We start from the raw sequence: 14857 nt of genomic DNA, 5'->3' as shown, positions 1-14857 counted from the left end.
CCTCTGAATGTCCCCGATTCGCCATCGCACGCTGCTGGCCAGCGCAATCGCCCTGTCGGCAGCCACCGCCGCTCACGCCGAAGACGTCGTTACCCTTGATCGGCTGGTTGTTACCGCCTCCGGCTTTGAACAGAAGCTCACCGACGCCCCGGCCAGCATCAGCGTGATCAGCCAACAGGATCTGCAGGAGAAGCGCTACAACAGTCTGGCGCACGCATTGGGGGATGTAGAAGGGATCGATATCGGGCAAGGCACCGGCAAGACCGGCGGGCTCAACATCAGCATCCGCGGCATGCCCAGCGAATACACGCTGATCCTGATCGACGGTCGGCGCCAGAACGCCGCCGGCAACGTCACGCCCAACGGCTTCAACGAGACCTCCACCAGTTTCATGCCGCCGCTGTCGGCCATCGAGCGCATCGAAGTCATTCGCGGCCCGATGTCGACCTTGTACGGTTCGGATGCCATGGGCGGGGTGATCAACATCATTACCCGCAAGGTCGCCAGCGAGTGGACCGGCTCCGTAACACTGGACCACACCTTCCAGGAAAACAGCGATTACGGGGCCACCAGCAACGCCAGCCTGTACACCAGCGGCCCGCTGGTCGAAGACCTGCTTGGTCTGCAGCTGCGCGCCAGTGTGTTTGACCGCCAGGAGTCGGATCTCAGCTTCGGCGACGGCAGCGATGTGAGCAAACGCGGCCCGTCCCCGGTCGATGGCCGCAACCAGACCCTGGGCGCTCGTCTGACCCTGACACCCCATGACGACCACGACTTCAGTCTGGACTTCGAGCGTGGCCGCCAGCGCTACAACAACGACGAGTGCCAGCTGGGCACACTGGATGGCCTCAACCGTGCCTGCACCGCGCCATCCACCACCGCCAACGGCTATGCCGACGAATTGCGCTTTGAGCGCGAGCAGATTGCGCTGACTCATACCGCCCGTCTGGGCATTGGTACGCTGGATTCCAGCCTGATGCGCAGCCAGACCGAGACCATTGGCCGTACCCTGCCCGGCAACCCGATCGGCAGCCCCTCCGGTATTCCCGGCAGCCTGGCCGGTGACGATCGCGAGCTGGAAACCACCAACCTGGTATTTGATACCAAGCTGGTCGCGCCGGTCGGCGAAAACCACATGACCACCGTGGGTGCGCAATGGTGGAAGGCGGACATGACCGACGGCATTGCGGTCGAAGACTTCGAGCAGAAAACCTGGGCGCTGTTTGCCGAAGACGAGTGGATGCTGCGCGACGACCTGGCACTGACCCTCGGCGCCCGCTATGACGATCACGATGCCTTCGGCGGCCATGTCAGCCCGCGCGCCTACCTGGTCTGGAACGCCGCTGACAGCTGGACGATCAAGGGTGGTGTCAGCCGTGGCTACCGCACCCCGGACCTGAACGAACTGCATGACGGCATCAACGGAATCAGCGGTCAGGGCACCGTAGTCACCATCGGCAACCCGGACCTGGACCCGGAAACCACCACCAGTACCGAGTTTGGCGTGTACTACAACGGCCTGGCTGGTTTTAACGCCAACGCCACCCTGTTCCACAACGAGTTTGAGGACAAGATCGCCAGCGGTAACCCGGTGGCCGATCCGCTGTGCGCCGGCAACGCTGGCGGTACCTGCTCACAGCTGGTGAATATCGACGAGGCGGTCACCCGCGGCCTGGAGCTGGCAGCCAGCTGGGAATTCATTCCCGCCTGGACGCTGAGCGGCAATTACACCTATACCGACAGCGAGCAAAAAAGTGGCGCGGACAAGGGTCAGCCGCTGACCAACACACCGGCGCATCTGGCCAACGCCAAGCTCGACTGGCAAACCTCCAGCCGCCTGAACCTGTGGCTGCGCGGCGAGTATCGCGGCGAACGTGCGCGCTTCTCGTCCAGCTATGCCAACCTGGCCAACGGCAACGGCAGCTACTCCAGCAACCAGTCGCTGTATGACGCACTGGGTTCAAAGACCAAGGCCTATACCCTGTTCCACCTGGGTGGCTCGTTCCAGGCAACCGACAACCTGACCCTGAACGCCAGCATCTACAACCTGTTCGACAAGGACTTCCTCAAGGGCCAGACCTACACCACCTACACCAATGCCGGTGCTGTGGACGGCACCGCCTTTGGCAGCGACTACATTGTCAGCGGTCGATCGACCACCGGTGTGCTGGAGGAAGGACGCCGGCTCTGGGTATCCGCCAACCTGACCTTCTGATAGCGGCGGGCGCGGCTCAGAACGGCAACAGCCCGCCCGTCAGCCTGCCGCCGAGCACCAGCCGGTCCAGCCAGACCAGCTGGTGCAGGCCGACAATCAGCCAGAACACGACCTGAAAGGACACCTTGCGGGTCTTGTGCCGAAACACCTGCTGGGCCACCAGCGCACCAGGCCAGCCGCCCAGTAGCTCGGTGATGTGCAGGGTGTTTTCGGTCGTGCGCCAGCGGCCGGTCTCGGCGCTGCGCTTGTCCACCTGGTACAGTCTGAAACTGACAGCACTCACAAAGCCATACGCTAACAGCCACCAAATCTGTCCGTGATCTCGCAACAGCTGCAGACTGCCGGCCAGCGGCAGGGCGCACAGCAGGGCCAGAATCCCCAGCTTGAGCCCGGCATGACGCACCGGCTGCGCAGGCCGGGAAGGCGCTGCCTGTCGCCGCGGCGCAGGCTTGGTGCTGGTCTTGCCGTTACTGCCACGGGCCGCTTGTGGCTTGCGGCGAATCGCCGGACGATCCAGCGCCAACCCAGTGCCCCGCATATGCTCGGCGCGCAGGCGTCCCTGAGCATCCCGCGCGCCGACAAAACGCACTGCCATGCCCGCCACCGGTCGCGCGTCGCCGCGCATCACCGAGATATGGGCAAATACCCTGTCACTGCCGTCATCGGGCTGGATAAAGCCGAAGCCCTTGGCATCGTTCCAGTTGACCAGCTTGCCGCCCTGCTCCATCCCTGCCTCTCCCTCTATCCACGCCAACCCCAGCGCCGCGCGATAACGGCCGCCAACCGGCCGTAGCTCGGCGTCGACATCATACCGATTTATCAAAGCACCTGACGCAGCCTTAATTGTTATGTTATAACTATTTAAAAAATAACCAGCCAGCACCCCCGCCAGGCTGCCTGCCGCCCAGGCCGTCGCAGAACCATCGCAAGGACCAACCATGAAACACAGAATCGAAGCCGCCAGCGGCGGCCTGCTCGCGCTCGCGTTGCTGGGGAGCAACGCCTGGGCCGATAGCACCAGCACAGCAGCAGCGCTGCCCACTATGGTAGTCACCGCCACCACCACCGAGCGCAGCGCCGCCGATGCACCGGCCAGCGTTAGCGTGGTTGCCGGCGATGAGCTGCGCCGCCGACCGGTCAATGACCTGGCCGACGCGGTGCGCAATACCGTCGGCGTTGATCTGGAAGACCTCGGGCTGGGGCGCCGCGGCGTATCCATTCGCGGCATGAACTCCGAGCAAACCCTGATGCTGGTCGACGGCCAACGCATTAACGCCTCGGCCTCGGGTATTGCTCATTCGGACTTTGAACTGGGCTGGGTGCCCACCGAAGCCATCGAACGAGTCGAGATCGTGCGTGGGCCGATGTCCTCGCTGTACGGCTCCGAAGCCCTTGGCGGCGTGGTCAACGTGATCACCCGCGCCGCCACCGATGAGTGGCAAGGCTCGCTCAGCAGCAACGCCACCTTTACCGACAGCAGCCTGGATGGCGACCAGCGCAAGACCGGTTTCTATCTGGGCGGCCCGCTGGTCGATGGCACGCTGGGCCTGAACCTGTGGGGCGAGTTTCGCCAGCGCGACGCCCTGCATGATGCCGCCAACCCGGCCCTCAGCCAGCTGGATGAGCAAGACGCGCGCACCGGCCACCTCGGCCTGAGCTGGACCCCGCTGGACAATCAGCGCATCGACCTCTCGGTCGACGCCGGCAACGAGGAGCAGGACGGCGACCGCAGCTCCACTGCCAGCCCGCTGTACCAAACGCACTACGACATCGACCGCCGCCGCTACTCACTGTCGCACAACGGCGACTGGGGCTGGGGCGACAGCCAGGTGCGGCTGTATCGCTCTGAGCTGGAGCGCAAGGCCTACCGCAGCGACGGTGCCGACGCCAGTGGCCCCAACACCTTCACCGATACCGTACTCGATGGCCGCGTTGGCCTGCCGCTGGGCGAGCACCATCTGCTCACCCTGGGCGCAGAAACCCGCCGCGAGGAACTGGAAGACCCCACCGTCAACTTCGACGGCAAGGCCGAACAGGACCACTACGCCGCCTTCGCCCAGGATGAAATCTGGTTCAACGAGCAGTGGGAGCTGGTGCTCGGCGCGCGCGTCGACCGCCACGAGGACTTTGGTTGGGAGACCAGCCCGCGCGGCTATCTGATGTACCACCCCAGCGATGCCCTGACCCTGCGCGCCGGCGTGGGCCACGGCTTCAAGGCGCCGACGCTGAAGCAGTTGTCGCCCGAGTACGAGTCGCGCGCGGCCATGGGTGGGCGCGGCATCATCCGCGGCAACCCCGAGCTGGAGCCGGAAACCAACCAGTCCTTTGAGCTGGGCGCCGAGCTGGATCAGGGCCGCTGGATGGTCGCCGCCACCCTGTTCCGCAACGACGTCGACAACCTGATCGAGACCATTCGTCTGCCTACCTGCGACGTACCGGGCCGCGTCTGCCTGGAGTACGACAACATCGCCGAAGCGCGCCTGCAGGGCCTGGAGTTGAGCGGCCGCGTCACCTTGCTCGACCCGCTTGAGCTGAGCGCCAACTACACCTACCTGGATGCCGAGAACCGGGTCACCGGTGAGCGTCTGGCTGACCGCTCCCGCCACCGCGCCAATGCCAGCGTCAACTGGGAGCTGAGCTCGTCGCTTGGCACCCGCCTGCAGGCCGAGTACCACAGCTCGCAATTCCGTTCGGACAGCGAGCCGGACAGCCCCGGCTATACGCTGGTGAACTGGTACCTGGACTACGCCGTCACCCGCAACCTGAGCCTGCAGACCGGTATCGAGAATATCGGCGATGAGCGCCTGGCCAATGATGACCCGGACGAGTACGACCGCGTCGACACTGGCCGCCGTTACTTCGCTGGCGTCACGGTCAGCTTCTGATGCACGGCAAGCGTGGTATCCGCAGCAGCCTCTGCGCGCTGCTGTGGCTGCTGGCGGCCGGCATGACACAAGCGCAGACACCGGGCGCCAGCGTGCTGGTGTTGCACAACAGCTTTGTCTCCAGCGAGAAATTCCAACTGCTGCAACCTCTGGCGGCGCAGCGCGATGTCGCGCTGCAGCACCTGAACGTCGAGAATGCAGACAGCGAGGCGCTGCAACAGGCGCTGGAGAACAGTGCGCTGGTGGTGTTGGACGTGCCTCGCCCCAGTGACCGTGCACAAGTCAGTCGGGCACTTGAAGCCCGGCAAGACCTGCCGCCACAGCTGACCATCGGCGGTGGCCGCCCACTCTGGGAGCAGCTGCCGCCCAGAGTGGCTGGCCCGCTGGTGGCGCTCTACGCCGCGGGCGGCGAGTCCAACTACACCCGTTTCTTTGCGCTGGCTGCCGCCATTCAGCGCGGCGCGCCGGTTACTCCTGAGTTACTTGCCCCGCCCGAGCAGCTGCCGTCCACCGGGTTTTATCACCCGCAGGCACCCGAGCTGTTCAGCACCCTGGCCGACTATCTTGACTGGGCTGATCAGCGGCTTCCCAATGCCAAGGGACGCATCGCTTACCTGATCCACTCGGGCATGGTCGGAGATATGCTGACCCGCGAGCTGGACCAACTGATCGCCCGCAGCGAGGCCGCCGGCCTGCAGCCGGTGATGTTCTGGTTCGACGGCAACGCCGAGGGCGGTCTCACCTCGTTGTTCGCCGGCCAGTCGATAGACGCACTGGTCAACCTGACCCACATGCAGAACGGCTCGGCGCGCAGCGCCGACTTTCTCGCCCTCGACGTGCCAGTCATCCAGACCCTGCGTTTTCGCGAGGGTGAAGCAGCCGACTGGCCTGACGCGGTCAGCGGTGTCGCTGCACGCACCACGGCGGTGTTTCTGGCCGGGCCTGAAGGCTGGGGCGTCAGCGACTCGCTGGTGCTGTCGGCGACCACCGACGGTGTCGACGACCTGTTGCCCGAGCAGGCCGACGCCCTGATCGCCAAACTGCAGCGGCTGGTTGCCCTGCGCCACACCCCAGCAGCGGACAAACGGCTGGCACTGCTGTTCTGGAACTACCCGTCCGGGGAGAAGAACCTCGGCGCTTCCAACCTCAACGTGCCACGCAGCATCGTCTCGATCCAGCAGGCGCTGCGGGCCGAGGGGTATCAGGTAGGTGAGCCAGTCAGCGAGCAACAGGTGATCGAGCATGCCCAGCGCCTGCTCGGCGCTCTGTACGGCAGTGTCACCCCCGAGCAGCTGCTGGCCGCCGGGCTGGCCGTCAGCTACCCGGTCTCTGACTACCAAACGTGGCTGGACAGCCTGCCCGCCCGGCGCCAGCAGGCCCTGGCCGCCCAAGGCCCGCCCGAGCAACACCCGGCCGTGCGTGAAGTGAACGGCGAACCGGCATTTATCCTGCCGGCCTGGCAACTGGGCCAGCTGCTGCTGATGCCGCAAATGCCGCGTGGCGGAGAACCCGGCAACTATCACAGCCAGGACAGCACCCCGGATCACCGCTATCTGGCCGCCTACCGCTACCTGCAGACCCGCGCCGGCACGGACGCGCTGATCCACCTGGGCACCCACGGCACCCAGGAATGGCTGCCGGGCAAGGACCGCGGCCTGGCAGCGGATGACTACCCCTGGCTGGCGGCGGGTGATCTGCCGATCTTCTATCCCTACATTCAGGACAACGTCGGTGAAGCCATCCAGGCCAAGCGCCGCGGCCGCGCCGTGACCATCAGCCACCAGACCCCGCCCTTTGCCCCGGCCGGCCTGTATGACCAGATGCGCGACCTGCATCACCTGATCCACGAGTACCAGCAACTGGACGAAGGTCAGGTGCTGGACACCGTGCGCGAACAGATCCGCGCCAGCGCCGTCGAAGCCAACATGCACGCAGACCTGGGCTGGAGCGAGGAGCGAACCACCGCCGATTTCGACGGCTTTCTGCAGGCCCTGCACGATCATCTGCATGAGCTGGCACGCACCGCCATGCCACTCGGGCTGCATACCTTCGGTCAACCGGCCAGCGCCGAACACCGCATGATCACCCTGATGCAGCAATTGGGTGCGCCCTTCTATGCGGCACTGGGTACCGACCAGCTGGAGCTGTTTGCGGTCGAGCACGAGGCGCTCACCGCCACCCCGGCCTACCGCGCTGTCGAACTGCTGCTGGATGAACAGGCGAGCGCTGAACTGGCTCCCGAGGTCGCCGCCTTTGCCGAACGCGCGCGCCAGCTGGACCGGCAATTGCGCAATACCGGCGAGAATGAGGCGCTGCTGGCCGGGCTGGCCGGGCGCTTTGTCGCGCCGGGCTCAGGCGGCGACCCGATCCGCAACCCGGATGTGCCCAGCGGCCGTAACCTCTATGCCTTCGAGGCAGACAAGATTCCCGCCCGCGCCGCCTGGGACAGCGGCGCAATCGCCTACCAGCAGCTGGTCGACGCCTTCCGCGCTGAACACGACGGCGCCTGGCCCGAGAAACTGGCCTTCAGCCTCTGGTCATCGGAAGCCATCCGCCACCTCGGCGTGACCGAAGCCCAGGTGCTGCATGCACTGGGGCTGCGGCCGATCTGGGATGACGGCGGCCGGGTCACCGCGCTGGAGATCATCCCGGCCAGCGAGCTGGGCCACCCGCGCAGCGACGTGGTGGTTCAGGTCACCGGCGTCTACCGCGACCAGTTTGACCACTTTATGCGCCTGCTCGACGACGCCATCGTCCGGCTGGCCGAGCTGGACGAGCCGGGCAACCCGATTGCCGCCAACAACCGCCGCATCGCCGCCGAGCTGCAAGCCCAGGGCATGAGCGTCGAACAGGCCGCTGAAGCCGCCGGCTACCGCATTTTTGGCAACGCCCCCGGCGAATACGGTACCGGCGTGCCTGATCTGGCCATGGCCTCGACCGAGTGGGATGACGATGCCGTGCTGGCCGAGCAGTTCCTCGCCAGCAACGGCTACGCCTTTGGTAATCGGCAATGGGGCGAGGCCAGTGGCAACGCCAATTTGCTGGCCTCACAGCTGCGCGGCACCCAGGCGGCCATCATGTCGCGCTCCTCCAACCTGCATGGCGTGCTGTCCACCGACCACCCGTTCGAGTTTCTCGGCGGGTTGTCGGCTGCCGTGCGTCACCTCGATGGCGCCGCGCCGCAACTGCTGATCTCTGACCTGCGCAGCAGCGAGACCCGCACCACCGGTCTGGACCGCTTCCTCGCCGATGAGCTGCGCGTGCGTTATCTCAACCCGCAGTGGATCGAAGGCATGCAAGCCGAGGGCTATGCCGGCACGCTGGAAGTGCTGAAGGTCACCAACAATCTGTTTGGCTGGCAGGCAGTGGACCCGTCGACCGTGCGCGACGATCAATGGCAAGCGTTGTTCGACACCTACGTCAACGACAGTCAGGCGCTGGGCACCAACGAATGGTTCGAGCAACACAATCCCACCGCCCAGGCACAGATGCTGGAACGCATGGCCGAGGCCATTCGCAAGGACTACTGGGACGCCTCCGAGCAGACCCGCGCGCAGCTGGCCGAGCGCTGGCAGCAGCTGCAGGACGAGTTTGACGTGGCACCCGGCAACCCGGTGACCAGTGCCTTTATCGCCGAGCTGGCGCGCGGCGCCGGCTTCGAGGCGCCAGCCAGCAGCGAGCCGTCGGCAGCGCGTCCCGAGCTGCCCGAGCAGCCCGCTGCCGCCAGCGAACCCGCAGCGACCCAGCCAGTGCAGGGCCAGGTGCTAGAAGCCGTCGGCGAAGAATCCGAACCGGACTACACCGCCTACTGGGCGCTCGCGCTCATGCTGCTGTTGATCGGTGGCGGCGCCCTGCAGCAGGCGCGCCGCCAACGCACTTCCTACAACCTCTGACAAGACTGACTGACATGAGCTTTTTCAACGACATTGAACACCTGTTATACGCCGTTTCCCGCCTGTTTCTGGCCCCGGTCATGTTGCTCATCGCCCTGGCCCTGGCCTACGCACTGGTGACCCTCGGCGCCTTTGCCGTGGAGGCCTGGCAACGCCAGCGACGTAGCCATCAAGCCGCACTCTTCCGGCAGGCCAACCACCCGGACGGCACACCGGTAGCCAGCGATGATCTGGAGCTGTGGATCATGCGCCGGCTGGAATGGCTGCGCGTGGTCTCCCGTACCGCGCCCATGCTCGGCCTGATCGCCACCATGATTCCCATGGGCCCGGCGCTGCTGGCCTTGGGCAACAACGATGCGCAAGCGGTCGGTCGCAACATGGTGGCGGCCTTCTCGGCAGTGATCCTCGCGCTGCTGGCGGCCAGCCTCTGCTACTTCATGCTTACCGTACGCCGGCGCTGGCTGCTGGAAGACCTGCGCCAGCTGGAGCAGCAGCGTAGCCGCCAAGGGGCAAACTGATGCGCTTCCTGGACGAAGATGACGACGATCCGATGCTCTCGGTGGTCAACCTGATCGACCTGTTTCTGGTGATCATCGGCATGCTAATGGTGGTGATCGCGCAGAATCCCCTCAACCCCTTCTCCGAGGAGCGGGTAGTGGTGGTCGAAAATCCGGGGGAGGACAATATGCGCATTACCGTCAAGGACGGACAGGAGCTGACCCGGTACGAGTCCAGCGGGGAAATGGGCGAAGGCCAGGGCGCCCGCGCCGGTGTGACTTACCGGCTGGATGACGGCCGCATGATCTATGTGCCTGAGTAGGCAGACAGCAGCGGCGCCAGCTGGCGCCGCTGCAGACACTCAGAAGCTGTAGCGCAGCTCGAGCTTGCCGTTGCGTGGCTCGCCAAAGGCATGTTGCTGGTAGAAGCCGATCTGGCTGTAGTACTTCTTGTCCAGCAGGTTATCCACGTTCAGCTGCAGGCTGAGTTCATCGCTAAGCGCGTAGCGTGCCATGACATTGACCAGTGCGTAGGAGCTCTGCTCCAGCTTGTCGCGCTGGCCCAGCGGGTTGGTCGCGATAGTGTAGTTGCCGTCTTCCCAGTTCACCCCGCCGCCCAGGGTGAGACGCCCCATACGGTAGGTGGTGAACAGGTTTGCGCTGCGCCGTGGGTAACGCGTATTGACCTTCTCCCCATCGGCGTCCTCGGCACTGAACTGCGCCCAGCCCACCAGCAGATTCCAGTTCTCGGTCAAGGCCCCGGACACTTCAATCTCGTAACCATCGCTGGTCGTGCCCTGCGCCGCGTAATACGCCTGGGCGATACCACCCGGCACAACCTGGCCGATGTCCGGTTGCGCCAGGTTGTCCTGCTCGATGCGGAATACCGCCAGCGAGGCATTCAGGCGCCCGCCAAAATACTCGGCCTTGATGCCGGCCTCATAATTCTGACCTTCCAGCGGGTCCAGATAATCGCCATTGCGGTCCTGGTAGTCCTGCGGGTTGAAGATCTCGGAGTAGCTCACATAGGTGGAGTACTGATCATTGATGTCGTAGATCAGACCGGCATAGGGCGTGATTTCATGCTCGTGCTCGAACTTATAGGTCGAACCGTCCCACTTCATGCCGCTGGTCTCCCAGTCGCTGATGCGGCTACCAATAATCAGCTGAAGCGGATCGGCCAGCCGCAGGCGTGCCACGGCGTAGGCGCCCAGCTCGTCGGTGTCCTGGGTGGTGTACACCGCAGACGGCCCCCACTCTGGCTCGGGATAGGCGCCATTCCACTCGAAATAGTTACCCACCGGCGAACTGGTCAGCGCAGCACGACGTTCGGTGACCAGCTCCTGCTGGCTGTACATGGAGCCGATTACCACCTCGTGATCCTGACCGGCAAAGTAGAACGGAATGGTGGCGGACAGGTCGAGGGTGTCCTGCTCGCGGCTGACGTCGTACCAGGTAGGGCTGGCACTCATGCCCAGACCGGTGGTCTTGTCCGGCGCGCCGGACAGGTACAGCAAGCGCAGATCCGCCTCGTTGGTCGCCCGGCTGTAAGCCCCGTACAGGCGCACACCGGAGTCAAAGGTATGCTCCAGGTTGGCGTAGTAGGTGGTCTGCGTGGAGGCCCACTCGGCCCACTCCGGGGCGGTGGTCTTGGAGGAGCTCCAGTCGGTGCGCGTGCCATCGCTGAACCAGGTCGGCAAGCCACCCCACATAGACGCGGTCGGACTGTTCTCCTGGTAGCTGGCGCCCAGATTCAGCAGCGTGCTATCGGTCAGGTCAATACCCAGGGTGCCCAGCAGGACTTGTTTCTCATTCTCCGCCAGATCGATATAGGAGCTTTCTTCCAGATAACTGCCAACCACACGGCCGCGGATTTTGCCGCTGTCGTGCAGGGCACCGGACAGGTCCACTGTGCCCTGATAGCGATCCCAGGAGCCCACCTGCCCGCTGACAAACCCGCGCGGCTGCACACTGTCAGCGCGTTTGCGCACCATGTTGATCGCGGCCGACGGGTTGCCTGCGCCGGTCACCAGCCCGGTGGCGCCGCGCACCACTTCCACGCGGTCATACAGCAAGGTGTCCATCTGCGTCTCGCCCGCAGCCCAGCCGGCGCTCCAGGTGGTCGGCACGCCGTCGACCATCAGGTTGGTGATGTCAAAGCCCCGGGCAGAGAAGCCGTTGCGCGAGCTGTCGAACGCCTTGCTGGAGACCCCGGTGGTCATGTTGACCACGTCGGTAATCGACTCCACCGCGAAGTCGTCCATCACCTGACGGGTGATCACCGAGACTGACTGCGGTGTCTCGCGCGGTGCCAGAGTAAGACGGGTGGCGGTGCGCGTCGCCTCGGTAGTGTAGGAGCCGGTGCCTTCGGTCACCGGCGAAGCGCCCGCGGATTCGGCGGTCACAGTGACCGCTTCAAGCTGAATGCGCTCCTCTTCTGCCGGGACGGCCGACTCCTGGGACCAGACCGGCGCGGCGTGCATGGCGGCGAGACTCAAGCTAATGCTCAGCAGCGAGCGGGGAAAACGGTGCGGGGTTTGCTGGGGTAAACGAGACACGTCGGGAACCTCCTTTTCCATAGGAATGAGGCGACGGATGCTAATCTAAATAAAAACAACTCTCAACAACACAAAAGAAAGACCGGGACAGAGTCTGCCGCCCTGCCCCGGTGGCACTACAGTTGATAGCGCAGGCTCAGCATATAGTTGCGCGGTGCGCCGAAGCTATTACCGCCCTCGGCCCAGCCAAGGCTCTGATAGTACTCGCGGTCCAACAGGTTATTGACGTTCAGCCGCACCTCGGTCTGCTCGGTCGGCTGATAGGCCGCGTGCAAGCCAACGGTGGCATAACCGGGCTGCTGAATACGACTGTCGTCGCTGGCCTGGATGTCGCTTTGCGCATACAAGCTGCCACCGACGCGCCAGCGCTGCAGGGTACCGGTCAGCTGGTGGCTGCTGGTGAGCTTGAACTGATGACGCGGAATGTCCGTGTCATAGGGCTCGCCTACGTTGGCCGGGTCGGTATCCTTGCTGAACTCGGCATCGATGAAGGCATAGCCGGCCGTCAACTGCCAGTTGGCGGTCAGCGCGCCGCTGATTTCCACCTCGACACCCTGGCTTTCCACTTCACCCGCCGCGCGAGAACAGTAGCCCCAGCCGCCCGGGCAGGGGTTGGGGCCGGCGAGGTCAGACACCGCCCGGTTCTGCTGTTTGATCAGGAAGGTCGCGAGACTGGCGTTGAGCTGACCATCAAAGTACTCGCCCTTGATCCCCAGCTCGTAGTTGGTGCCGGTGATCGGCTCAAGAAAATCGCCATATTGATCCGTGACCGTCTGCGGTTCAAAGATCTCGGTCCAGCTGGCATACACCGAGTGGTTGTCATCCAGGTCAAAAACCAACCCGGCATAGGGTACGGCCTCAGCGTTGATCTTCAGCGTATCACCACTGCCGGTCAGTAGTTCACGCTCATACCAGGTCACCCGCGTGCCCAGTATCAGGGTCAGCGGATCGGCCAACTGCAGACGGGTGGCAGCGTAGACCGCCTTTTGCTGATCGTCGAAAGCATGGGTCCACAGACTCATGTCGATGGGCGGGCGCGGCACCGCCGAGGCATCCCAGTTGTAAGGGTCCGCGGCGGGTGCAGCGGCGGTCCAGCTGTAGGCCGCCCAACCACCCCAGTTGCGGTTCTCCCGCTGCTGGTAGCTGGCGCCCAGCACCAGCTCGTGCTCGCGACCGAACAGGCGGTATGGGCCGGTCAAAGACAGGTCATAGCTGTCCTGCTTGTTGTCCAGCCGGTAGCGCTGGGAGCTCTGGCGCAACACACCGGCGGTGCGGTTCAGGCCGGTAAACAGCATATCCTGCTCGGGGCGCTTCCAGACGGCCGCGGCCTTCAGTTGCCAGCCACCTGCGAGGTGCTGGGTCAGATCGGCAAACAGGGTCTTGTCGGTCTGCCGCCAATAGTCGAACTCATTGATCAGGTTGGTGGAGCGGCTCAGCCCCTCCAGGAAGCTGCCATCGGTATTGGTCGGCTGGCTGGCCAGAATGCCGTCGTTATCGACCTTGCGGTAATGAAAGCCGATGGAAGCCAGAGTATCTGGGGTCAGGTCCGCTTCGAGAATGCCGTAGAACTGATGATTGCGGTCGCGCGCGTAGTCGTAAAAACGCTGGGCATCCTGCCAGCTGACCACGGTGCGACCCCGAACAGCGCCGCCGTCGGTGAGCGGGCCGGCGGCGTCGAGCACGCTGCGGTAGTTGTCCCAGCTGCCGGCGCTGACGGTGATGCTGGCCTGCGGATCGGCGGTCGGGCGTTTACGCACCAGATTGATCGCCGCCGACGGTGTACCGGCGCCGGTGGTCAGGCCGGTTGCGCCCCGGACTACCTCGACTCGGTCGTAGATCTCCAGTGCATCGTTGTCGGCATTGAAAGTGCCGTTGGCGCCGGTGCTGGTCGGCAGGCCGTCCAGCAGGATGCTGGAGACCGGAAAGCCACGCGCCATAAAGCTGCCGGAGTCACCCGTGTAGTACCCCTTCTGCATGGTCAGACCGGTAATATTCTGTACCGCGTCGTCCAGGGTGGTGAGATTGAGATCGTCGATCTGCTGCCGGGTCAGCACGCTGACCGCCTGCGGCGTTTCGCGGATCGACAGCGGCAGTTTGGTCGCGGTGCTGGTCGAGCCGGTGGTGTAGGACCCGGTGCCTTCTGTGGTCGCAGACAACTGCTGGCCGGTCACGGTGATCGGGCTCAGCTGCAGGTCCGCCCCCGCCTCCGGCAAAGGCAGTAGCACCACCCGGCCGTCGGCCCGAGTCTGTGCGCTCAGGCCACTACCTTGCAGCAGTTGCTGCAGACCCTGCTGCTGGCTGTACTGGCCGCGCAGGCCGGGGCTGGTCTTGCCGGCGGTCAGCCGGGCATCGGCGGCCAGTAACAGATTGAGCTGGTCGGCGAACTGGCTGAGCGCGCGGTCCAGCGGGCCGGCAGCGATATTGAAACTGTGCAGCTCGGCACTGACGGCCGCCGGTGTTTGCGCCACGGCCGGCGACGCCAGCAGCAGTGCCGGGCCGGCCAGCAGGCCGCCGAACAGAGCGCAGCGCAGGGCTTGCGCCAGCGGCGTGCGGGCGGTGAACAAGCGGGTTGGCATGGGGGTGACTCCTTGTAGTTGGCAGATATCACCGGATATCCCGAACGAGATCGCCAATCCGACAAGGCGCGAGGTGTTTTTTTGCTCTGATCGCTCCCAAGATCCTGCGTGGGGGCGCCGGTAAGGACGCTCTGCGCCCGGTTGTGGTGGTGTGTTTTTCGCTCATGTGCCGCTGGATAGCCCGCCTTTCGCCTTTCACGGCGAGCCAAGAGGGGCCGCTTGCCCGGCCCCCC

The 14857-nt window shown here is 64.7% G+C and carries 8 protein-coding genes; 5 read left to right on the top strand and 3 right to left on the bottom strand.

Annotated elements, in window-relative coordinates:
* Positions 1 to 7: 7 nt before the first annotated feature.
* On the top strand, positions 8 to 2215 hold the full coding sequence (locus ASB58_RS17240; protein ID WP_118131734.1) for a TonB-dependent receptor domain-containing protein: 2208 nt from the start codon (positions 8 to 10) through the stop codon (positions 2213 to 2215).
* Positions 2216 to 2231: 16 nt separating this feature from the next.
* On the opposite strand, the gene ASB58_RS17235 is transcribed toward ASB58_RS17240, so the two are convergent.
* Entirely contained in the window at positions 2232 to 2942 is a 711-nt protein-coding gene (locus ASB58_RS17235) for a DUF1294 domain-containing protein (RefSeq protein ID WP_118131733.1), read from the bottom strand.
* 211 nt (positions 2943 to 3153) lie between these two features.
* Between ASB58_RS17235 and ASB58_RS17230 the strand changes: the two genes are divergently transcribed.
* From ASB58_RS17230 to ASB58_RS17215, 4 genes are read left to right on the top strand one after another with little or no spacing between them, the layout of a single operon-like run.
* A complete protein-coding gene (locus ASB58_RS17230) occupies positions 3154 to 5100 on the top strand; it encodes a TonB-dependent receptor domain-containing protein (protein ID WP_118131732.1) in 1947 nt (648 codons plus the stop codon).
* Entirely contained in the window at positions 5100 to 8993 is a 3894-nt protein-coding gene (cobN, locus tag ASB58_RS17225) for a cobaltochelatase subunit CobN (RefSeq protein WP_118131731.1), read from the top strand. Before ASB58_RS17230 ends, cobN begins: the two co-directional genes overlap by 1 nt.
* Positions 8994 to 9007: 14 nt before the next feature.
* Positions 9008 to 9511 carry a MotA/TolQ/ExbB proton channel family protein gene (locus tag ASB58_RS17220; protein WP_118131730.1) on the top strand — a complete coding sequence of 168 codons (504 nt, stop codon included), beginning with the start codon at positions 9008 to 9010 and terminating at the stop codon, positions 9509 to 9511.
* Positions 9511 to 9813, top strand: coding sequence for a DUF2149 domain-containing protein (locus ASB58_RS17215; RefSeq protein WP_096004917.1), 303 nt, complete (start codon positions 9511 to 9513; stop codon positions 9811 to 9813). The genes ASB58_RS17220 and ASB58_RS17215 overlap by 1 nt, the downstream gene beginning before the upstream one ends.
* 39 nt (positions 9814 to 9852) lie before the next feature.
* Here ASB58_RS17215 and ASB58_RS17210 read toward each other — a convergent pair whose 3' ends face one another.
* Both ASB58_RS17210 and ASB58_RS17205 read right to left on the bottom strand, forming a co-directional pair.
* On the bottom strand, positions 9853 to 12048 hold the full coding sequence (locus tag ASB58_RS17210) for a TonB-dependent siderophore receptor (protein ID WP_202974652.1): 2196 nt from the start codon (positions 12046 to 12048) through the stop codon (positions 9853 to 9855).
* Positions 12049 to 12164: 116 nt separating this feature from the next.
* Entirely contained in the window at positions 12165 to 14624 is a 2460-nt protein-coding gene (locus ASB58_RS17205; RefSeq protein WP_118131728.1) for a TonB-dependent siderophore receptor, read from the bottom strand.
* Between the last annotated feature and the right edge of the window lie 233 nt (positions 14625 to 14857).

The organism is Pseudomonas abyssi (assembly GCF_003444685.1).
GTDB classification, from domain to species: Bacteria; Pseudomonadota; Gammaproteobacteria; order Pseudomonadales; family Pseudomonadaceae; genus Halopseudomonas; species Halopseudomonas abyssi.
This window is presented reverse-complemented; position numbering and strand designations above follow the sequence as displayed.